Annotated in this window: 13 protein-coding genes and 1 riboswitch; of the genes, 7 read left to right on the forward strand and 6 right to left on the reverse strand. The window is 71.5% G+C overall.

The genetic code is table 11. The features are described 5' to 3' along the window. Positions 1 to 152: 152 nt before the first annotated feature. Entirely contained in the window at positions 153 to 866 is a 714-nt protein-coding gene (locus tag AB0J58_RS33110; RefSeq protein ID WP_364223379.1) for a CHAP domain-containing protein, read from the reverse strand. Positions 867 to 883: 17 nt separating this feature from the next. Beyond that, positions 884 to 1,022: riboswitch (cyclic di-AMP (ydaO/yuaA leader) on the reverse strand. Between the two features lie 670 nt (positions 1,023 to 1,692). Here AB0J58_RS33110 and AB0J58_RS33115 point away from each other — a divergent pair. The 3 genes from AB0J58_RS33115 to AB0J58_RS33125 all read left to right on the forward strand — a co-directional run bounded on the left by AB0J58_RS33115 (position 1,693) and on the right by AB0J58_RS33125 (position 8,102). After that, positions 1,693 to 2,733 (forward strand): hypothetical protein, encoded by a 1,041-nt coding sequence (locus AB0J58_RS33115; RefSeq protein WP_343966073.1) that lies wholly within the window; start codon positions 1,693 to 1,695, stop codon positions 2,731 to 2,733. 137 nt (positions 2,734 to 2,870) lie between these two features. Continuing rightward, entirely contained in the window at positions 2,871 to 4,058 is a 1,188-nt protein-coding gene (locus AB0J58_RS33120; RefSeq protein WP_364223381.1) for a DUF6716 putative glycosyltransferase, read from the forward strand. 621 nt (positions 4,059 to 4,679) lie between these two features. Then, positions 4,680 to 8,102, forward strand: a complete 3,423-nt coding sequence (locus AB0J58_RS33125; protein ID WP_364223383.1) for an amino acid adenylation domain-containing protein — start codon at positions 4,680 to 4,682, stop codon at positions 8,100 to 8,102. 70 nt (positions 8,103 to 8,172) lie between these two features. Here AB0J58_RS33125 and AB0J58_RS33130 read toward each other — a convergent pair whose 3' ends face one another. The 5 genes from AB0J58_RS33130 to AB0J58_RS33150 form a co-directional block, all read right to left on the reverse strand. Then, the gene (locus AB0J58_RS33130) at positions 8,173 to 9,462 is read right to left on the reverse strand and encodes a polysialyltransferase family glycosyltransferase (protein WP_364223384.1); all 1,290 of its coding nucleotides are present in this window, start codon (positions 9,460 to 9,462) and stop codon (positions 8,173 to 8,175) included. Beyond that, positions 9,459 to 10,388, reverse strand: a complete 930-nt coding sequence (locus AB0J58_RS33135; RefSeq protein ID WP_364223386.1) for a glycosyltransferase family 2 protein — start codon at positions 10,386 to 10,388, stop codon at positions 9,459 to 9,461. Before AB0J58_RS33135 ends, AB0J58_RS33130 begins: the two co-directional genes overlap by 4 nt. A 451-nt stretch (positions 10,389 to 10,839) precedes the next feature. Beyond that, a complete protein-coding gene (locus AB0J58_RS33140; protein WP_364223388.1) occupies positions 10,840 to 13,008 on the reverse strand; it encodes an N-acetylneuraminate synthase family protein in 2,169 nt (722 codons plus the stop codon). A 64-nt stretch (positions 13,009 to 13,072) separates the two neighbouring features. Beyond that, positions 13,073 to 14,035, reverse strand: coding sequence for an alpha/beta hydrolase family protein (locus AB0J58_RS33145; protein WP_364223390.1), 963 nt, complete (start codon positions 14,033 to 14,035; stop codon positions 13,073 to 13,075). Positions 14,036 to 14,196: 161 nt separating this feature from the next. Next, a complete protein-coding gene (locus tag AB0J58_RS33150) occupies positions 14,197 to 15,243 on the reverse strand; it encodes a LacI family DNA-binding transcriptional regulator (protein ID WP_364223392.1) in 1,047 nt (348 codons plus the stop codon). 160 nt (positions 15,244 to 15,403) lie between these two features. Between AB0J58_RS33150 and AB0J58_RS33155 the strand changes: the two genes are divergently transcribed. The 4 genes from AB0J58_RS33155 to AB0J58_RS33170 all read left to right on the forward strand — a co-directional run bounded on the left by AB0J58_RS33155 (position 15,404) and on the right by AB0J58_RS33170 (position 20,980). Continuing rightward, positions 15,404 to 16,672, forward strand: coding sequence for a maltose ABC transporter substrate-binding protein (locus AB0J58_RS33155; RefSeq protein WP_364223394.1), 1,269 nt, complete (start codon positions 15,404 to 15,406; stop codon positions 16,670 to 16,672). A gap of 158 nt (positions 16,673 to 16,830) precedes the next feature. Further along, complete coding sequence (locus tag AB0J58_RS33160) at positions 16,831 to 18,354, forward strand: ABC transporter permease subunit (RefSeq protein WP_364223396.1); 1,524 nt, start codon at positions 16,831 to 16,833, stop codon at positions 18,352 to 18,354. Beyond that, complete coding sequence (locus AB0J58_RS33165; protein ID WP_364223398.1) at positions 18,351 to 19,187, forward strand: sugar ABC transporter permease; 837 nt, start codon at positions 18,351 to 18,353, stop codon at positions 19,185 to 19,187. Before AB0J58_RS33160 ends, AB0J58_RS33165 begins: the two co-directional genes overlap by 4 nt. A gap of 2 nt (positions 19,188 to 19,189) precedes the next feature. After that, the gene (locus tag AB0J58_RS33170) at positions 19,190 to 20,980 is read left to right on the forward strand and encodes an alpha-amylase family glycosyl hydrolase (RefSeq protein ID WP_364223400.1); all 1,791 of its coding nucleotides are present in this window, start codon (positions 19,190 to 19,192) and stop codon (positions 20,978 to 20,980) included. Positions 20,981 to 21,022: the final 42 nt, after the last annotated feature.

Genomic DNA, 21,022 nt, shown 5'->3' on the forward strand with positions numbered 1-21,022 from the left:
GCCGTCCGGGGCGCCGCTCGACCGAGCGGCGCCCCTGACGGCGTTCGAGCCGTCCGGTGGTCGCCGGACAGCGCGCACCGCCTGGATCGGGCAGGTCCAGGCGGTGCGGAGTGGCCGCGTCGCCGGGGGGGCGGCGCGGACGAGGGGATGGATCAGTCGGCGTAGACCGGGTAGCCGTAACCCACGACCTGCGAGGTGGGCCGGACGCGCTGCTCGACGTTGCCGTTGCCGGTGTTACCCTCGATCGTGGTGATCGTGCCGTCTCCGTTGTCCTTCTTCACGAAGCCGACGTGGTCGATGCCGTCGAGGTCCTTGCCGCCGGCCCAGTCGAAGTAGACGACGGCGCCGGGGGTGGGGGTGGTGCCCCAGTGCTGGTTGTTCTTGAACCACTTGGCGTGGGTGACGGTGTAGGCGTCCCAGCCCATCGTGGGCCGGATGCCGGCCATCTCGCCGACCCAGGAGACGAACATCGCGCACCAGGGGGCGTTGGCGTAGCCCTGGATGCTGCCGCCGTCACGGGCGACGGTCTCCTTGGCGCGCGGGGAGGACATGTACCACGAGTGGAACTTGGTCCCGCCGCCCTGGGAGTTCTCGCGGACGCCGATCTGCTTGGCGGCGAGGTCCAGGACCTGTGCGGCGGAGATCTTGGGCAGCCTCTCGGCCGCGATCTCGAGCGGGGTGCTCGCGGGCCTGTTCTGCGAGACCTCGGAGACCTTCGCGTCGGCGGGCGGCGTGTTCAGGGCGGGACGGCTGTCGGCCAGGGCGGCGGAGCCCACGGAGCCGGTCGCCAGGACGACGCAGGCGCCCAGGAGGGCGCTCGCCACGCGGGGGGCGCTGAGGGTGGGGGTGAGGCGGTGCTTGGTCATACCGGGGTCGACTCCTTGCTTCGCTTCCATACCGCCTACCGGGTTAGCTGACGGGTTCGGGCTGGGAAGTGCCCTACGGCGCGAGAACGCGCTGATTCACCCCAGGAACGTGGTTCCCCGGTTCCGCAGACTTCGCGGATTCGGCGGCCGTGCTCACCGCGGGCGGAGGGGCTCCGCCCAGGTGGAACACGGTCGGGCAATGTGACGGCAATGCTTAGACCTATACAGACCCAGACATTTGCCACGAACAGGACGAACGTACGTCACTCGGACAGACGATTACAAGTAGGACACATTGCCCTGACTTGGTAGTACGTCCAGATCGAGGGGGTAGGACGGGGGGTCGCTTGGCCTGGGGAGGGGGTGGGTCACGCCCGTCCTCCGGCCGGCCGCCGCGGCTGGGGTCGCGATCTCGCCGCGGGTGGAATCCCCTGTTCCCTCGGCGATCCGGGCGAGTGGTACCCGCTGCTGGATCGCCTGACCTGGGATGATATGTCGTGATCCGAGAGGCTCGCCGGCGAGAGCGTTCGACTCCAATTACTTAGAACAAATATTCGATGGTAAAAAGTATGGAGCGAGTGCGTCCCTCTACCCCAAAAGCCCGAACGAGGCCCGGCGGCCCACCGGCGGGAGGGTGAGCCTCAGCTCCCCGCCGGATCGGGAGCCGGCCGTGTCCTCGACGGGCTTCCGATGACGACCCCCCGATCCGGTGGCAAGCCGGCGCCTTGATGCCCTGAGGTTCGGAAAGGCCGCGCGAGCACGCGTGGGCGGCTGTTCACCCGTGGTTCCCCGGCGCTTAAGGCCACCGGGTTAGCTTGGGTCAGTCGTGAACGGGTCATCACCCGGCGTGGAGGACGGTCGAGACCACGCGCGGGATCAGGGTTCGGCCATCGCCTGGGTGGAATCCCCGCTGCAGATGCTCTGCGCCGTGGAGGCCCACCACGCGGGGCTGCTCGGTGCCCGCAGCCACCTCGTGCCCAGGGCGAGCCTCCGTCCGCTGGCCGCCACCGGGCGCGAGCTCGGGCGTCTCACCCTGCCGCCGGGCCTGGAGCTCACCGCCGCGCGGCCGGACATGCCCAGGCCGCGCCGGGGCGTGACCTGGGTGGTGGGCGACGCCTTCTCCGGCAAGGTCCAGTTCCGCTGGCTCACCGGGCGTCCCGGTCGCATCGTGATCGTCGACGACGGGCTGGCCACCATCAGGCTTCTGGAACTGCTCGTCGGCCACGTGGGTACGCCCCTGCTGAGGGCCCGGGGGAAGGCGGGACGGCTCAGAACCGCCCTCGGCGCGGCGGCCGGGCTCAGGTTGCGCGCCGCGGCCCGCTCGGGGCGGCTGTCGATCTTCACGGCGCTGCCCGTTCCGGCGGACCTGGCGAAGGCCGTACGGGCGAGAGGGGCCGAGCTGGTCACCCACGACTTCGCCTGGCTGCGGTCGCAGCCGCTGCGCGTGCCCCGTCCCAAGGAGCTCACGGTCGTCCTCGGCACCTCGCTGGTCCGCAACGGCCTGATCCACCGCGACCACTACCTCGGCTGGCTGGCCGCTCTCGGCTCGGCCGGGCCGGTGGCCTACTTCCCGCACCGCAGGGAGGACCCCCACGATCTCGTCAGGGTCGGGGAGCAGCCCGGCATCACCGTCTACGGCGGCGGGGTCCCCGCCGAGATGACCCTGCGGGGGCTGGCCGCCGGGCAGCGGGTACTGAGCCTGCCGTCCACCGCGGTCACCTCCCTGCGGGTCCTGCTCTCGGCCAGGGGCGTCCCGGTCGAGACGGTGGACGTCCCGGACGAGTGGTGGACGGGGGAGGCGGCCCCCTCGCTCCGCTCCCACCTGTCGATGTTCGCCCATCACGACACGGGAGCCACCGGGGCATGACCTCGTGAACTCGTGACCCCGCGGCCGGAGGCCGGCGGCGTGCCGCCCAGGGACGCGAGCCGTGCCGGGTCCGCCCATGTGAAATCGGATATGAAGCGGGGGATTCCCGTTGGAGGTTCTCGTTGAAGGTCCTGGCCGTGGCCGACTCTGACTCCTACCTGAAGTGGGCGGCCTGCCTGCTGCGGGACCTGCCCTCGGGATGCACGAGGGAGCTGGCGGTCATCCGCACCCCCATCACCCCGTCCCCGGGGCAGATCAGTGCCGCGGTCGCGGGCTCGGCGGCGGATCCGCCCGTGCTCTCGGCCCGCGCGCTGCGCCGGGCCGCCGAGCGGTTCGGGCCCGACGTGGTGCTCGCCGCCTGCACGGGGCCCGTGGTGGACGTGCTGGTCGGCGAGGTGCTGGCCGGGTTGCGGCCGCGGCCGGTGTTCGTCTCGGGCCTGCCGGGCATCTCCGTCCCCGCCACCGAGAAGGCCTGGCTGTTCCGCAGCGGATGCGAGCTGTTCGTGCTGCACAGCGGGCGGGAGGTCGAGGAGTTCTCGGCGATGGGCCGCGAGCTGGGCGGGGGCGGCCAGGTGGGGCTGGCCCGGCTGCCGTTTCTGCGAGGTCAGGAGGAGGTCGCCCGCATCGGGCCGCGGGACCGGGTGGTGTTCGCCACCCAGGCCAAGGTGCCCAGGCGGAGGCAGGAGCGCGAGAGCGTCCTGCTCGCCCTGGCCGAGCTGGCCGGGCGGCGGCCGGATCTGGACGTCGTCGTCAAGCTCCGTGCCCTGGACGGCGAGCGGCAGACCCACAACGAGCGCCACCACTACCAGCGCCTGTGGCAGTCGCTCGTGGCGGAGGGCAGGGTGCGCGTCGGGAGCGTGCGTTTCGCGGTGGGGCCCATGCACGAGCACCTGGCTCACGCGGCCGGGTTCGTCACCGTCAGCTCGACCGCCGCGCTGGAGGCGATCGCCCAGCAGGTGCCCCTGCTGGTGCTGTCGGACTTCGGGGTGGGCGCCGAGATGATCAACCTGGTCTTCGAGGGCAGCGGCCTGCTCGGCACCCTCGACGATCTTTCCGCGGGGCGCTTCCTGGAGCCGGACGCCGCCTGGTGCAGGGACAACTACTTCCATCCCGGTGACGAGAGCGACTGGGTCTCGCGGATGGTCTCCCTGGTCGGGCAGGCACGCTCGGGGCGCCTCGTCCCTGCCAGGTCCCTGCTCGACGGCCCCGAGTACGCCGCCGCCCGCCGTCGCGCCCGGATGCGCGTGGAGGTCCCGCCGAACGTGCTGCGCGCCGGCTACCGCGCCAAGCGCCGGATGCGCCGCTACCTGAGGGCGCTGGGCTAACCGTACGGCCCGGAGAGGTCAGGTGCGCGGCCGGCGGGTGGTCGGCCGTTGAGGGCGGTGTGGCCGCGATGACGACCGTGGTGATGACCGTGGTCGTGCGGCCGCCGCGGAAGTGCTCGGTGCTGTTCGGTCTCCGAGGCCGGGTCGCCGGAGCGGCGGTGGCCGTCGGAGGTGAGGGCGGTGGCGTGCTGCCCGGCGGCCCGGTAGCGGCCGTGCGGCGGGTACGGCCCGCGAGACGGCGGTTCGCCGGCCTCGCCGTGCCGACGGGGGCAGGGTTTCCGGCGGGAATTCGCGCCGCCCGATTGTGCGGCACGGGTCTGCGAGATTAAGTTAGGTCAGGCTAACCAAACTTTATTTAGGTTAGCCTATCCGAATAATAATCTGCCCTGTGGTCGCCGGAGGTCTCCAGATGTCCCAGCGTCCTTCCCTCTCCCCCCGGCGGAGCGGCGGAGGTCCCCTCGGGGGAAGCGGCCGTCGGCGCGGGCCTTCTCCGCCCCGCCTGTGGAGCCACGACCGCCGACGCCGTCCTCTCGGCGGCCTTCGCCGCCTCGGCCTCCTCGCGGAGCGCGACCGTACCCCGGCCCGTCCACGCCATCGAGCAAGCAAAGGACACCTCACTTCATGCTGACGATCGACGATCTCCGGCAGATGGCCACCGAGTTGCTCGGTCCAGGTACCACCCCGCCAGGCGACCACGAGGATCTGATCGCCTTCGGACTGGACTCGATCCGATTCATGCAGATCGCCAACCGCTGCCGGCAAGCCGGCTTGACCGTCGGCTTCGGCGACCTGGCCCGCACCCCCACCCTGGCCGAATGGGCACGTCTGATCGCTCCCTCGCCCGGCTCCGGCCCCGAGCCCGAATCCGGACCGGCCCCGGTGCTCGTGGACGGGAGCGATCCGTTCCCGCTGGCCTCTATGCAGCACGCCTACTGGGTCGGCCGGGGCGGATCGGCCGACCTCGGCGCGGTCGCCGCCCACCTCTACACCGAGTTCGACGGCCACGGCGTCGACCCGGCCAGGCTCGGTGCCGCGGTCGCCGCGCTGGCCGACCGGCACCCGATGCTGCGCGCCCGCATCACCGACGACGGCCGGCAGGTGATCGAAGCATGGAGCCGAGGGGAGGAGCTGGAGGTTCTCGACCTGCGCGAGGCCCCTCCGCAGGAAGCCGAACGCCGCCTGGCGGAACTGCGCGACCAGCTCTCCCACCAGCTCCTCGACGTGGCCGCCGGGCGCATGTTCGACATCAGGATCACCCTGCTGCCCGGCGGCGGCACCCGGGTACACGTGGACGTCGACATGCTCGCCGCCGACGCCCGCAGCTACCGGGTGCTGCTGTCCGACCTGGTCGCCCTGTACCGGGACCCCGCCGCGCGGCTTCCCGAGATCGGCTGCACCTTCGCCGGCTACCAGGCGGTCCGCGGCGCCCAGCGCCCAGCCGAGCGCGACGTCACCTGGTGGCGCGAGCGGGTGCCGAACCTGCCCGGCGCGCCGGCCCTGCCCCTGCGCGCCGACTCCGCGGAGCCCGACCGGGTCACCCGGCTGCACCACTGGCTCTCTCCGGCCGAGCGCGACCGGCTCACCACCTTGGCGCGCGCCCGCGGCCTCACCCCCGCGGTCGCCGTGGCGACCGTGTTCGCCGAGGTCGTCGGGGCCTGGAGCGGTGAACCGCGGTTCCTGCTCAACGTGCCGCTGTTCGACCGCCGTCCGCTGCACCCGGATGTGGACAACCTGGTCGGTGACTTCACCAGCTCGATCATGCTGGAGGTGGACCTGACCGAGCGGCGCACCTTCGCGCAGCGAGCCGCCCAGGTCCAGGAACGCATGCACGAGGCCGCGGCGCACTCCTCCTACCCGGGGCTGGACGTCCTGCGCGACCTGGCCCGCGAGCAGGGCGCGCCGGTACTGGCCTCCGTGGTGTTCACCAGCGCCCTGGACCTGGGTGAGTTGTTCGGCCCCGAGGTCGAATCCTGCCTGGGCGAGTCGGTGTGGATCGTCTCCCAAGGGCCACAGGTGCTGCTCGACGCGCAGATCACCGAGTTCCACGGCGGGCTGCTCGCCAACTGGGACGTACGCGCCGGGGCGTTTCCCGACAATCTGCCCGAGGACATGTTCGCCGCCTTCCGCACGCTGCTGGCCAGGATCGGCGACCCCGAAGCCTGGGACGAGCCCGTCGGGCCGCTGCTGCCCGCCGCCGCCCTGAAGGTCCGGGCCGAGACCAACGACACCGACGGCCCCCTGCCCACCCTCCCGCTGCACCGGCTCTTCTTCGACCAGGCCGCCCGCACCCCGCAGGCGCCCGCCCTGCTCGGCCCCGGAGGGCCGGTCGGCTACGGCGAGCTGGCGGAACAGGCCCTGCGGGTGGCGGGGGCGCTCCGCGCGCACGGCGTACGCGACGGCGACCCGGTCGCGATCCGCCTGCCCAAGGGCCCCGAACAGGTGGTGGCCGTCCTCGGCGTGCTCGCCGCCGGGGGCCACTACGTGCCGATCGGCGTCGAGCAGCCGCAGGCCAGAGCCGAACGGATCACCGTCCGGGCCGGGGCCGCCGTGGTACTCGGCCAGAGCCTGCCCTACCGGGACGCGGTGAGCTGGCCGGAGCCGCTGGCCGAGCCGGCCGCGACCGCACCCGAGGCGATCGCCTACGTGCTGTTCACCTCGGGATCGACCGGCGAGCCGAAGGGTGTGGAGGTCTCCCACCTGGCCGCGGCCAACACCGTCGCCGATCTCGCCGACAGGTTCGCTCTCGGCCCGGCCGACCGGACGCTCGCGCTGTCGGCGCTCGACTTCGACCTGTCGGTCTTCGACATCTTCGCGCCGCTGTCCACCGGTGGCGCCGTGGTCACCATCGGGGAGGAGGCGCGCCGTGACGCCGCCTCCTGGGTGCGGGAGATACGCGCGCACCAGGTGAGCGTGCTCAACTGCGTGCCGAGCCTGCTCGACATGCTGCTGACGGCCGCCGAACGCGACCCGCTCGGCCCGAGCCCGCGTGCGGTCCTGCTCGGCGGCGACTGGGTCGGCGTCGACTTGCCGGCCCGGCTCGCCGCCCAGGTGCCCGGCTGCCGCTTCGCCGGTCTGGGCGGCACCACCGAGACCGCGATTCACTCCACCTTCCAGGAGGTCACCGCAGGCCGCGTCCCCGTCGGCTGGACCAGCGTCCCCTACGGCACGCCGCTGCGGAACGTGCGCTGCCGGGTGGTCGACGCCCAAGGCCGGGACTGCCCCGACTGGGTGCCCGGGGAGCTGTGGATCGGTGGCGCGGGCGTGGCGAACGGCTACCGCGGCGACCCCGAGCGCACCGCCGACCGGTTCGTCTCCCTGGGCGGTGTGCGCTGGTATCGCACCGGTGACCGGGCCAGGTACTGGCAGGACGGCACGATCGAGTTCCTCGGCCGCGCCGACCACCAGGTGAAGATCCGCGGTTTCCGGATCGAGCTCGGCGAGGTCGAGGCGGCTCTGGGCGCCCACCCCGCCGTGCGCCAGGCCACCGCCCTGGTCCTCAGGACCGGCGCACCGCGGCTGCACGCCGTCGTGGCCGCGGCCGGCGGTCTCACCGAGGAGGAGATCACAGCGCACGCGGCCGAACGGCTGCCCGCGCACATGATCCCGGACCGGGTGGTCGTCGTCGACGCGCTGCCGCTGACCGGCAACGGCAAGGTGGACCGCCGTGCGCTGACCGCTCTGGTCACCGCCCGGGCGCAGGCCCCCGGGCAGGCCGAGCCGGTCACCGCGCTGGAACGGGTGGTCGCCCTCGTCTGGGCTCGGGCGCTCGGGCTGGAGAAGGTGGGCAGAGACGACGACTACTTCCTGCTCGGCGGCGACTCGGTGCTGGCCACCGTGATCGTCGGCAGACTACGAGACGCGCTGGACACCGACGCGGTCTCGGTTCACGACGTCCTGCGGCACCCGACGGTGGCGCGGCTGGCCGCCCAGGTCCATGACGACCGCACCGCTCAGGTCGCCGAGATCTACCTGGAGATCGAGGCGATGACCGACGACGAGCTCAACGGTGAGTTCGACGGGGAGACAGGGGCGAGCCGTAGCTGATCTGGGCCGGTGGTCCGGAGGCGCCCCGACGAGGTGCCTCGACGCGGTGCCCCGACGCGGTGCCTCCGGCTCAGGGGGACGTTCTCGACAGGCGGCTGCGGAGCCTGCCGAGAGGGCTCCGTTCCCGGGGGACGGCGGCCGGGGCGGGGGCGGGGGCGGCGATCAGCTCCAGGGCGGCGAGCCGCCGGTGCTTGAAGTAGCGGTCGGGGCCGCAGGTCCGGAGGTAGGCCGCGGCCTGCTCGCGCAGCCCCGGATACGCCTCGCTCCGCATGCAGTAGCCGACCGCGCCCACCAGGGCGGAGAGGTCCACCGGCGGGGGTTCCCACAGCGAACCGTCCGTCGACAGGCGGGGCAGCAGGGCGTCGGTGATGGTCGCCGGGATCCGGTTGCTGTTCTCGTACGGGGCGAGCCGCTCCAGGATCAGCTCGCCGCCCACCGTCGCCACCGGAAGCCCGAAGTACCGTCCGGCGGTGATCAGAGCGGTGGAGAAGCAGCCGACCACGAGCTCGGGCCCGCGGGTGGCGAAGCACGACTCCGCAGGGACGGTCTCCGCCACCACGTCCAGCTCGACGCCCAGTTCGGCGGCCGTCTCGCGCAGCCGCCGGGCGTGCCGCCGCCCGGCGGCCGGGTGCGGCTTGAACAGCACGCGCGAAAACCCCCGGGCGACGAGGCCGCGCAGCATGTCGGCGTGGAGCTGCGCCTCCTCCTCGGAGGTGAGGATGCCGAGGGCGGACAGGTACTGGCCGAGGATCATCGCCTGGCCCGAGGGCGGGTCATCGACCCGATGGCCGACCACGTCGAGGAAGGCCCGGTCGGGAAGAGGTTCGGCGGGCACCCCGTACTCGGAGAGCAGCAGCGGCCGGAGACCGGGCACCAGGTCGAGATGGAGCAGGCGGGTGATCCGCCCGTGGATCTCCTGCGGCAGCGGGTCACGGGTCGGGCCGTAGCTCATCAGACCGTCGGAGTAGACCGAGATCGGGCAGTCCCTGACCAGCCCGGCCAGCGTCCTGGCAGGGGGGACCACGACGGATTCCAGAACCAGCTCGGCGGGCCCGGCCCCCAGGGACAGGTGCGAGCGGAGCAGGCGGCCCAGCATCGGCACCTCGACGACGCGTGCCCTCCAGTCCGCCGGATGCAGCGGGGCCACGATCTCGTTCCACGAGTGGATCTCGTCGAAGCGCGGGCGCAGCGTGGCGAAGCCCGGGGTCTCGTCCAGAGCCGGGGTGATCTCCGGGATGGCCGCGTTGTTGGAGACCAGCAGGATCCGGCGCCCCCTGCGGGGACCGAAACGGCCGTCGTCGATCGCCGCCGCCAGCGTCATCGCGCCGAACAGGGTCGAGGCGTAGAACAGCTGCGTCATCGGCGCTCCAGGAGATCGAACAGGATCTGATCGCGTTCGGGGTCCAGGGCGGTCCCGGCGAGCAGGTCGGCGGGGAACCGCCTCAGCGCCGTGGCACCGCGCTCCTCGAAGCGGGCTCGAAGCTCGGGGGAGAGGCGCTCGCCCAGCTCCAGGTGGTGGGCCAGCAACGCGCGGAAGGTGCGCACCGCCTTGGGCACGAACTCCTCCTCCAGGTCCGCGAAGACCAGGTCGAAGGCGTCGAAGAAGTGCAGTTGCCTGGCGTCGCCGGTCCGCGTCAGCGAGCCCGCCACCATCCGCCGGTAGAACAGCCCGGCCAGTGACACCACCGCGAACGAATCCGCGTCGCGGTGCAGCCGCCAGATCCACGGCCTGTCCTCGGCGGTGTGCAGGTGCCCCGGGAAGGTCAGCAGGTCGCCGAGATCCCGGCGGTAGATCCCGGCCCAGGCGTAGGGGTAGTCCACCATGGTCTTGGCGTGATCGGGCAGGATATGGTCGCGCGGCTTCAGCACCACCTCGCGGGTGGCGAGCGGGGCCCGGTGGATCGTCCGCTTGCGGCCCTCCACCTGTACGTGGTCGACCCGGACGAAGTCGCAGTCCAGCCGCTCGATCGCGCCGACCAGGTCCCCGAGATATCCGGGCGCGAGCCAGTCGTCGCCGTCCATGAACGTCAGGTAGCGGCCGGAGGCCAGGGAGATCCCGAGGTTACGCGCGTCGGCCAGTCCGACCGGCGCGTCGTTGCGGACCACCACCAGACCGGGCAGATCACGGCAGAAGTCCTCGACGATCTGCCCGGTGGCGTCCACCGACCCGTCGTCCACCACGATGAACTCGAAGTCCCGCCGCGCGTTCCTGGCCAGCGACGCCAAGGCGTCCCCGACGTAGCTCTCCGCGTCCCGCACCGGAACCACCACCGACAACTTGATCAACTTCGCCCTCCCATCCTCGACTCAGATGAACGAACCAAGAGGCCCATGTCACCCCCCACCTCGTCCTCTGGGGGACGACCCGTGAGGATGCGCCGGTGACCGGACCAAGGAGCCCTCTGGGGGCGTGCCCCAAGCTCCTCCCTTGGGGACTCCCCGTGAGGCCGCGCCGGGGACTGGACCGAGGAGAGCGGGCCGTGAGGCCGCGCCGGGGACTGGACCGAGGAGAGCGGGGTTGCGAGGTACGAGCGGCCCCGGTCGACGAGGGAAGGAGCCGGGTTTGAGCGGCCGAACCGCGACGCGCAGCGTCGCCGGCAACTTGTGAGGTACGAGCGGCCCCGGTCGACGAGGGAAGGAGCCGGATCCCAGCGGCCGAACCGCGACGCGTTAGCGTCGCAATAGGTAGGTGGCCGAACCGCGACGCGCAGCGTCGCAGTCAACACAGCGTCGCCATTTACACACCAACGCGGCGGAGGCGGGACTTGGGCGCCTGCTCGCCCGGGAAGACCCGCTTGACGCCGTCGCCCAGGGCGGTCTCGATGATGCGGATGTCACGGACCAGGTGCTCAAGCCCGGCGGGCTCCAGCGAGGCGGCGTGGTCGGAGCCCCACATGGTGCGGTCGAGCGTGATGTGCCGCTCCACGGTCACCGCGCCCAGGGTCACCGCGGCGAGCGAGATCTGCAGGCCGCGCTCGTGGCCCGAGTAGCCGACCGGCACGCCGTACCGCTCCTGGAGTGTGGTGATCGTGCGGAGGTTGGCCTCCTCGGGGGGAAGGGGGTAGGTGGAGGTGGCGTGCATCAGCACCAGCTTGGAGGTGCCGAGCAGCTCCACCGCCCGGTCGATCTCCTCCAGTGTGGACATGCCGGTGGACAGGATGATCGGCTTGCCGGTCGCGGCGAGTGCGCGGAGCAGCTCCAGGTCGGTCACGCTCGCCGAGGCGACCTTGTGGGTGACCACGTCCATGGACTCCAGGAAGTCAACGGACGGCACGTCCCACGGCGAGGCGAACCAGTGCAGGCCCCGCTTCCGGCAGTGCTCGGCGATCTGGGAGTACTCGTCCAGGCCGAACTCGGTCCTGAGCTTGTACTCCATGTAGGTCATCTCGCCCCACGGCGTCTGCCGGATCTGGTCGCGCTGCTCCAGCGGCACGCAGATCTCCGGTGTGCGCTTCTGGAACTTGACGGCCTGACAGCCCGCCTCGGCCGCCACGTCGATGAGCCGGCGCGCGATGTCCAGGTCGCCGTTGTGGTTGATGCCGATCTCACCGATCACGTAGACCGGCTGTCCGGCGCCGATCAGCGCGTCGCCGATCTGGACGGGCCTGGCGACCGGGGCGAGCCTCAGTTCGGTGCGGGGCGGGGTCCCTCCGGTGACCTTCTCGTCCGCCGGACGGGCCGCGAGGACCCGGTCGCACAGCTCCCGTACGGCCCCGGCCCCGCCGGGCCTGGTCAGCACGGTCCTGGCGGCGGCGCGGACCTTCGGGTGGGCGTCGGGGACGGTGACGGGCCAGCCGACGTCGCTCATCGGGCCCAGGTCGTTGACGTCGTTGCCGACGTAGGCGACGCGGGCCGGGTCGATTCCCTCGATGGCCAGCCAGTCGCGCAGCACGGTCCGCTTGTCGGTCAGGCCCTGCAGGACGGGCACGCCGAGCTTGCGGGCACGGGCCGCGACCACCGGGTTGTGCTCGGTGGACATGATCATCAATTTGACGCCGGAGCTGCGCAGCAGTGAGATGCCCATGCCGTCGGAGCGGCTGACCGCGACCATCTCGCGGCCGTCCTGGTCGACGTAGGCCCGGTCGTCGGTGTGCACGCCGTCGAAGTCGGTGATCACCGCGTCCACGTCGATCGGCTCGGGCCGGTCCACGAACGGGGCCAGCGCCCGTACGATCTCCAGGTCCTCGGGGGTGTCCACCTCGACGGCATGGTGAGGGGAGACCCGCTGCACGGCGACGGCGCCGAAGAAGCGGTGGCCGTGCTCGCGCAGACCCTCGGCGCGCATCACGTAGAAGGCGCCGGTCTCGCGGAACTGCGGTTCGCGGTCCTGGCGGCGCGGCCGGTGGGAGGGGTCGTGGTTGACGCCCGCGCCGTTCACGCTCCACAGGAACTCGTGCGTCTCCAGCCCGGAGAACACCACGTCGGCGCTGCCGTCCAGGACCTTGGCGATGGCACCGTCCAGATCGGCGGGGTCGATGAACGCGCTGGTGCACTGCACCAGGATGACCACGTCGGGGACGTCGGGGGTGTGGTCGAGCGCGTGCAGCACCGCGGACTCGCTGGAGGCGGTCCCGCCGCTCAGCTCCTCCGGCCGGTCGATCACGGTCGCGCCCGCGGCGCGGGCCACCTCGGCGATACCGGCGTGGTCGGTGCTGACCACGACCTCGTCGACCAGCTCGGCCCGCACACAGGCCCGTACCGCGCGGGCGACCAGGGGACTGCCGCCCACCGGGGCCAGGTTCTTCAGGGGAACGCCCACCGAACCTCCGCGGGCGGGGACAACGGCCAGGACTCGCAAGGTGGCTCCTCGTGACATACGACAAACGCCCCTGAACTGGGGTGTTTGACGAACGCTAGTCACGGGGGTGACCGGCCAGGGGTGCCTGAGCTGAACGCCCAGAGTCATCAGCCTTAACTTTCGGCGCCCCGGTGCCCGGGTGGGCACATCTCCGAGAAGGTGTGCCAGGTCGTCAGGGAGCGGCGCCGATGGAGCCCATCAGCATGGGGAGCGCGCGTTCGAGGCCGCGGCTCCAGTAGGGCCAGCTGTGGGTGCCGGGACCGTAGAAGTCGACGGTCACGTCGACGCCGTTGGCCCTGGCCCGTTCGGCGAAGGTCACGGCCTGGCCGAGCAGGGCGGCCTCGCCCTCGTCGCGCTGCTCGGAGGCGCCGTCCAGCGGGCCGGGGGAGCCGTCGCCGCTGGAGACGAAGAGCCGTACCCCACGCAGCGCGCCGGTGAGATCGGCAGGGTTGTGGGCGGCCCACTCGGGGTCTCGCGGGGGACCCCAGAGCTTCGCGGAGTCCTCACCGTTCCGGTTGAGCAGCCAGTCGACGCCGCCGTTGCCGTCGCGGGTGTGCAGCACCCCGGAGAAGGAGGCGGCCGCCTGGAACATGCCGGGATGGCGGGCCGCGTACGACATGGCCCCGAACCCGCCCATGGACAGTCCCGCCACCGCCCGCCGGTCCCCGGCGCCGTAGTCGCGCTCCAGGATCCGCCGTACCTCGGTGAGGTGGAAGGTCTCCCAGCCGGGGCCGTCGCGCCAGTCGGAGTAGAAGCCGACGGCGCCGCCCTCGGGGACGACCACGATCGCCCGGTAGCCGGAGGTGAGGCTCGCGGCCTTCCCTCTGGTGACCCAGGTGTCGTAGTCGGACTGGCAGCAGCCGTTCAGCAGGTACAGCACCGGCCACGGACCCGAGTCCGGGGTCCAGCCCTCGGGCAGCAGGACCCGGACCATGCCCTCGCGGCCGAGCGCGATGGAGGTCACGGTGAGCTCGTGGTCGCGGCCGCCCAGCTTCTTCACCGCGACGGCGGGGGTTCGCGAGGACCCGCCGTCACGGCCGCCGGGCGAGGACGGTGGCAGCAGTGCCATCAGCACCGCCACGACCGCCACGGCGGCCAGCAGGAACACTCCCAGACGTACAGCTGTGCGGTTCACGCCGCCAATACTCCCGCTTCCCGCCGATCACGTGAAGCCCACTCGACGCGTCGAGGGCCGATGGGACGGACAAAGTTCCCCCCGAACAGGGGCACAGGTCACTTTTGCGACGGGCAGCGGCGGCGGGTACGTCATGATCCACCGGGCCGCCCGGCGCCGGCTCAGAGAACCGGGCCCGGTGGAGCGTTCCGGTCAGGGGAGGCCCATCGGGCCCGAGTGGACGCGCGGACCACGAGTTCGGGCTGGAAGAGGTACTCGGCGGCCCTGGCGGGGCGCCCCTTGATCTCGTCGAGCAGGGCGCGTACGGCCGCGACCCCCATGGCCTGCACCGGCTGGCGGACCGTGGTGAGCGGCGGGTCGGTGAAGGACATGAGCGGGGAGTCGTCGGCGCCCACGACCGAGACGTCCTCGGGCACCCGCAGACCGTGCCGCCGTACCGCGCGCACCGCGCCCAGCGCCATCAGGTCGCTGCCGCAGACCAGGGCGGTGGCGCCCCGCCGCACCAGCAGGGACGCGGCGCTCTGGCCGCCCTCGACGTCGAAGGGCGACAGTTCGACCAGGTCGTCGGTGTCGTGCCCCAGGCCGAGTTCCCGCAGCGAGGCGCGGAATCCGGCGAGCCGCCGCTGGACCGTGGAGTAGCGCAACGGGCCGCTGAGGAACCCGATGCGACGGTGGCCCAGTTCGACGAGGTGGCGCGCGGCGATACGGCCCGCGGTGACGTCGTCGCAGGAGACGCAGGGAACGCCGAGGCCCGGGATGTCACCGTTGACGAACACGATGGGCAGCCGCCGCCGCCTGAGGCCGTGGTAGCGGGAGCGGTCGATGGTCGTGTCGGCGTGCAGCCCGGAGACGAAGAGGATGCCGGAGACGCCACGGTCCAGCAGCATCCCGACGTATTCGTCCTCACCGGCCCCCTCGGGGGTCTGCGTGCACAGGACCGCGGTGTATCCGTGGCGCGCCAGTCCCGTCTCGATCACCTGGGCGAAGAACGGGAAAACCGGATTCTGTAACTCGGCGGTGATCAGCCCGACCAGCCCTGAGCTTCGCGGGCGCAACCCGTTCGGACGCTCGTAACCGAGCACGTCCATGGCGGTGAGCACCGCGCTCCTGGCCCTCGGGCTCACTCCGGGGCGCTCGTTGAGCACCCGGGAGACCGTCGCCTTGCTGACCCCGGCCTGCCGGGCGATCTCGTCGAGTCGTGCCGCCATGGTCAGTGATTGTGGATCAGCTTTCTGAAACTCTGCAAGACATCCTGAAACATTGCCGCAATTTCCTGCAACGCATTCCAGGCTGGATGAACCCTCTGTTAACTTCGGCGCACATCACGGTGCACCCCCTGAAAAACCCCCTCCCACCTGGAGCTCAAGCGTGCGCAGACCCATGAAGACCCTTGCCGGAGCCCTCGCGCTCGGCCTTGTTCTGACCGCCTGCGGTGGAAACACACAGGCGCAGGGGCAGCCCTCCTCGGCTCCGGCCGCCGCAGGCGACACCACCCTGCTCATCTGGGCCGACCAGATGCGCTCGGACACCCTCAAGCCCTTCGCCGAGGCCTTCGCCAAGGAGAACGGGATCAAGGCCGAGGTCGTCGTCGTGGCCCAGAACCAGCAGCAGACCTTCACCACCGCCTCACAGGCGGGCAAGGGCCCCGACGTGGTCGTCGGCGCGCACGACTGGATCGGCAACCTGGTGCAGAACGGCCTCATCGACCCGATCCAGATGACGGAGGACCAGCTCGCCGGGTACGTGGACGTGGCCCGCAAGGCCGTCACCTACGACGGCCAGGTGTACGGCGTGCCGTACGCGGTCGAGAACCTGGCGCTGTTCCGCAACACCGAGCTGGCGCCGGAGGCCCCAGGAAGCTTCGACGAGCTGGTCGAGACGGGCAAGAAGCTCAAGGCCGCGGGGAAGGTCGAGCAGATCGTCGGCTATCCGGTCAGCCAGCAGGACGGCCAGTCCGGCGACACCTACCACCTGTACCCGCTCTACACCTCGGCGGGCGCCCACCTGTTCGGCACCACCCCGAGCGGCGACCCCGACCCGTCCCAGCTAGGTGTGGGCGAGAAGGAGTCCGTCGAGGCCTTCGAGCGGATCGCCAAGCTCGGTGAGAAGGGGGAAGGGGCGCTCAAGCGCTCCTTCACCTCCGACAACTCGGCGGCCGCCTTCAACGAGGGAAAGACCGCGTTCATGGTCGCCGGGCCGTGGCGGCTGGCCGACGCCCGCAAGTCGGGTGTGAAGTACGACGTCACCCCGGTGCCCGGTTTCAAGGGGGCCGAACCCGCCAAGCCGTTCGTGGGCGTGCAGTCCTTCTTCGTGGCGAGCAAGGGCAGGAACAAGGCGCTCGCCCAGGAGTTCGTCACCGGCACCCTGGCCTCGGCCGAGGTGGCGCGGGCACTGTTCGACGCCGAGCCGCGGATGCCCGCCCTGAACGAGGCCCTGACGTACGCGGCGGGCAAGGACCCCGATGTCGCCAAGTTCCAGGCCGCCGCGGAGAACGGCACGCCGCTGCCCGCGATCCCGCAGATGGTGGCCATCTGGGGGCCGTTCAACACGCTCATCCACGCCGCGGTGAAGGGTGAGCCGGTGCCTCCGGCGGTCGAGGCGGCCGCCAAGGCCATCGCCGAGCAGCTCGAGCAGTGAACACGAGACGACTCCGGAGCGGGGAGGGGCGCCGCCCTCCCCGCGAGGGGGATGTCCTCGAAATCGGGCGCGGGCGCGCGGCCCAGGAGGGCCGGGGGGCTCGGCCGCGCCAGGCGACGCCTCCACCCGAACGGCCCCGCCGCGGACGAGGGTGGGCCGTGGCGACCGGGGCGTGGCCGGGAAGCGCGGGCGGGATCGCGCTGCGGGTCCTGGTGCTCGGGCTCATCGTCGCCGTCGCGCTCTGGGCGGTCGCGCCGCTGGTGGCGGCGGAGAACTGGCTCGGGGTGGGGATCGTCGCGGTCGTCACCGCCGCAGGTCTCCTCGTCTACCTGACGCCGCGGCGGCTGCCCGCCAAGTACCTGCTGCCCACCACGCTCCTGGTCCTCGCCTTCCAGGTGTTCCCGGTGGTCCACACGATGTCGCTGGCGCTGACCAACATCGGCGACGGCCACCTGGGGAGCAAGCAGGACGCGATCACCGCGATCGAGACCTCCTCCGTCAAGCGCCGGCCCGGTTCCGCCGAGTACCGGCTCACCGTGGCCGAGAAGGACGGAGACCTGGTCTTCCTGCTGGCGGCGGGAGGACGCGCCTACACCGGCACCGCCGAGGGGCTGCGCCCCCTGGAGGGCGCCACCCTCGGTGCCGGCGGCCGGATCACCGCGGCCGGCGGCTACACGGTGCTGACCGCCGCGCAGGCCTCCGCCAGGGGCTCGGAGATCACCGAGCTGATCGTGCCCGTCGAGGGCGGGGCGATCCGCAGCCAGGGCCTGTCGAGGGCCTATCGGGGTACGGCGACGCTCGCCTACGACGTGGGCTGCGACTGCGTCACCGGCCAGGACAGGATCTGGCGGGCCGACGAGAAGCTGGGCAGGTTCGTCTCCGCCGACGGGCAGGCGCTGGCGCAGGGCTGGAAGGTCGACGTCGGCCTGGCCAACCTCACCGCCGCGCTCACCAACCCGAAGATCAACGCGCACTTCCTCGGCGTCTTCGGCTGGAACCTGGTCTACGCCACGTCCGTCGTGGTGCTGACCGCCGCGCTCGGGGTGGCGGTCGCGCTGGTGCTGCACCATCCCCGGATGCGTGCCGTACGGGCCTACCGGACCCTGATCGTGCTGCCGTACGCCATGCCGGCCTTCGCGATGCTGCTGGTCTGGCGGGACATGTTCAACACCGACTTCGGGTTGATCAACAAGATGTTCGGGCTCGACGTCGACTGGCTCGGCGCCCCGCTCACCGCCCGCCTGTCGGTGCTGCTGGTCCAGCTCTGGCTGGGCTTTCCCTACATGTTCCTGATCGCCACCGGGGCGCTGCAGACGATCCCGTCGGAGTATCTGGAGGCGGCCCAGGTGGACGGCGCGACCGCCTGGCAGCGGTTCGTGAAGGTCACGCTGCCACTGCTGATGCTCGCCCTCGCCCCGTTGCTGGTCTCGTCGTTCGCGTTCAACTTCAACAACTTCAACGGCATCTTCCTGGTCACCGCCGGAGGCCCGTTCCCCGCCGACAACCCGACGGTGGGCGCGACCGACCTGCTGATCACCTACACCTTCCGGCTCGCCTTCGGGCAGCAGGGCGCGCAGTACGGCCTGGCCTCCGCGATGTCCATCTACGTCTACCTGATCGTGGCGGTGCTCTCGATCATCAGTTTCCGGCGTACCCGGGCCTTCCAGGAGGTGGACCGATGAGAAGCGGACTGGTCCTCCGGCACCTGGTGGCGATCACCGTCACCGCCTTCGCCCTCTTGCCGATCCTGTTCGTGGTCTCCTCGGCGCTCAACCCGCTCGGCACGCTCAGTTCGGCGACCCTGTTCCCGAGCGGCGCCGGCCTCGCCAACCTCACGGACCTCTTCAAGACCACGGCCTTCCCGACCTGGTACCTCAACTCCGTTCTGATCGCCGGGCTCACCGCCGTGCTGTCGGTGACGGTGTCGGCGATCTCCGCCTACGCCTTCAGCCGCTTCCGCTTCGCCGGTCGCCGTACCGGCCTGGTGGCGCTGCTGGTGATCCAGGCGTTCCCACAGTTCCTGGCCATCGTCCCGCTGTACGTCATCTTCAGCGTGATCAGTGACAATTGGCCCGTCTTCGGGCTCAACAGCATCTGGGGCGTGGTCCTGCTCTACATCGGCGGCCAGGTCGGCGTGAACACCTGGCTGATCAAGGGGTTCTTCGACACGATCCCCCGGGAGCTCGACGAGGCCATGCTGATCGACGGCTGCACGCCCACCCAGGCGTTCCGCAAGGTGATCCTGCCGCTCTCGGCGCCCATCCTGTCGATCAGCGCGCTGCTCGTCTTCATCGGGACGATCAACGAGTTCCTCATCGCCAGCGTCTTCCTCACCGGCGACGACGCCCGCACCCTCGCGGTCGGGCTGTTCAGCCTGCTGGCCGACCAGCGCAACGCCAACTTCGGCATGTTCGCGGTGGGCACGTTGCTCACCGCGATCCCGACCGTCGTCGTCTTCCAGTTCCTGCAGAGATACATCGTCCACGGGCTCACCGCGGGCGCGGTGAAAGGTTGATCATGATAGACCGGGGATTCCATCACGACGGCTCGCCCGACCACGTCAGCACGGAGGCGCCGGAGCCGGGGGAGACGGTCACCGTCTTCGTCCGCACCCCGCGAGGCCACCGCTCCGGCGTGCACGTGCGGACCACGCCGGACGGCGAACCGCACTTCACCGAGGCGGTGATCGACCGCGAGACCGAGCGGGAGACCTGGTGGCGGGCCGACATCGTGGCCCGCAACCAGGTGACCGGCTACCGCTTCCTCATCGGCGGTCCGGACGGCTACCGCTGGCTGACCGCCTCCGGCCTGGCCGCCCACGACGTCCCGGACACCACCGACTTCAAGCTGGTCACCCATGCCGCCCCACCCGAGTGGGCGGCCGGCGGTGTGATCTACCAGATCTTCCCCGACCGGTTCGCCTCCTCGGGCACGGCACGCGACCTGCCGCCGTGGGCGATCCCCCGCGGCTGGGACGACCCCGTCGCGGGGAGCGGGCCCGACACCTCGCGGCAGATCTTCGGCGGCGACCTGGACGGCGTGCGCTCCAGGCTGGACCACATCACCGCCCTCGGCGCGGACATCCTCTACCTGACGCCGGTCTTCCCCGCGGCCTCCAACCACCGCTACAACGCCTCCTCCTTCGCCGAGGTCGACCCGCTGCTCGGAGGCGACGCGGCCTATCGCGCGCTGATCGACGAGGTGCATCGCAGGGGCATGCGCATCCTGGGCGACCTCACGACGAACCACTGCGGCGACACCCACGCCTGGTTCCAGGCGGCGCTGCGGGACAAGGGCGCCGCCGAGCGGGAGATGTTCTTCTTCACCGACGACGACCTGGGCTACGAGGCATGGATGGGCGTTCCCTCCCTGCCCAAGCTCGACTGGTCGAGCGAGCGGCTGGCGGTGGCGATGGAGGAGGTCGTCCGCGGCTGGCTCCGGTTCGGTCTGGACGGCTGGCGCATCGACGTGGCCAACATGACCGGCAGGCTCCGCCAGGCGGACCACACGCACGAGGTGGCCAGGCGCATCCGGCGGGCGATGACCGAGGAGTGCCCGGACAGGCTGCTCGTCGCCGAGCATGCGCACGACGCCACCGGCGATCTCGACGTCGGCGGCTGGCAGGGGACGATGAACTACGCCGGTTTCACCCGCCCGGTGTGGAGCTGGCTGCGAGGCCCGGAGGTCCACCTGCCGTTCCTCGGGGTTCCGGCGGAGGTGCCCAGGATCGGCGGCGGCGACGCGGTGGCGACGATCCGTGCCTTCTCCGGCCACATGTCGTGGCGCTCGCTGATCCACTCCTGGTCGATCCTCGGCTCTCACGACACCGCCAGGATCCGCACGATATGCGGAGGGGATCCCGCCCTGGTGGAGGTCGCCGCCGGGCTGATGCTCACCCTGCCCGGCACGCCCATGGTGTTCGCGGGCGACGAGATCGGCCTGGAGGGCGCGTGGGGAGAGGACTCCCGCCGGACCATGCCCTGGGACCGGCCGGAGAGGTGGGACCGGGGCACCTTCGGTGTCTACCGCGACCTGATCGCGTTGCGCCGGGGCGAGGCCGCCCTGCGCCACGGAGGCCTGCGCTGGCTGCACGTCTCCGAGGACGCCGTGGTCTACCTCCGGGAGCGCGCGGGCGAACGCCTGCTGATCCTGGCCGCCCGCGCCGCCCACCGGCCGGTGCGGCTCCCGCTCGGCGCCCGGTGCCTGCCCGTGTACGGCGACGCGGAACCGTCCCCCGAGGCCGACGGCACCGTCACGCTGCCCGCCGACGGCCCGGCCCTCCACATCTGGCGCCTGGCCCGGAGCTGAGGAACCGGGGCGGGCAAAGTTCTCGCCAAACGGCGTTACGGG

The organism is Streptosporangium sp. NPDC049644 (genome assembly GCF_040675205.1).
GTDB lineage: Bacteria > Actinomycetota > Actinomycetes > Streptosporangiales > Streptosporangiaceae > Streptosporangium > Streptosporangium fukuiense.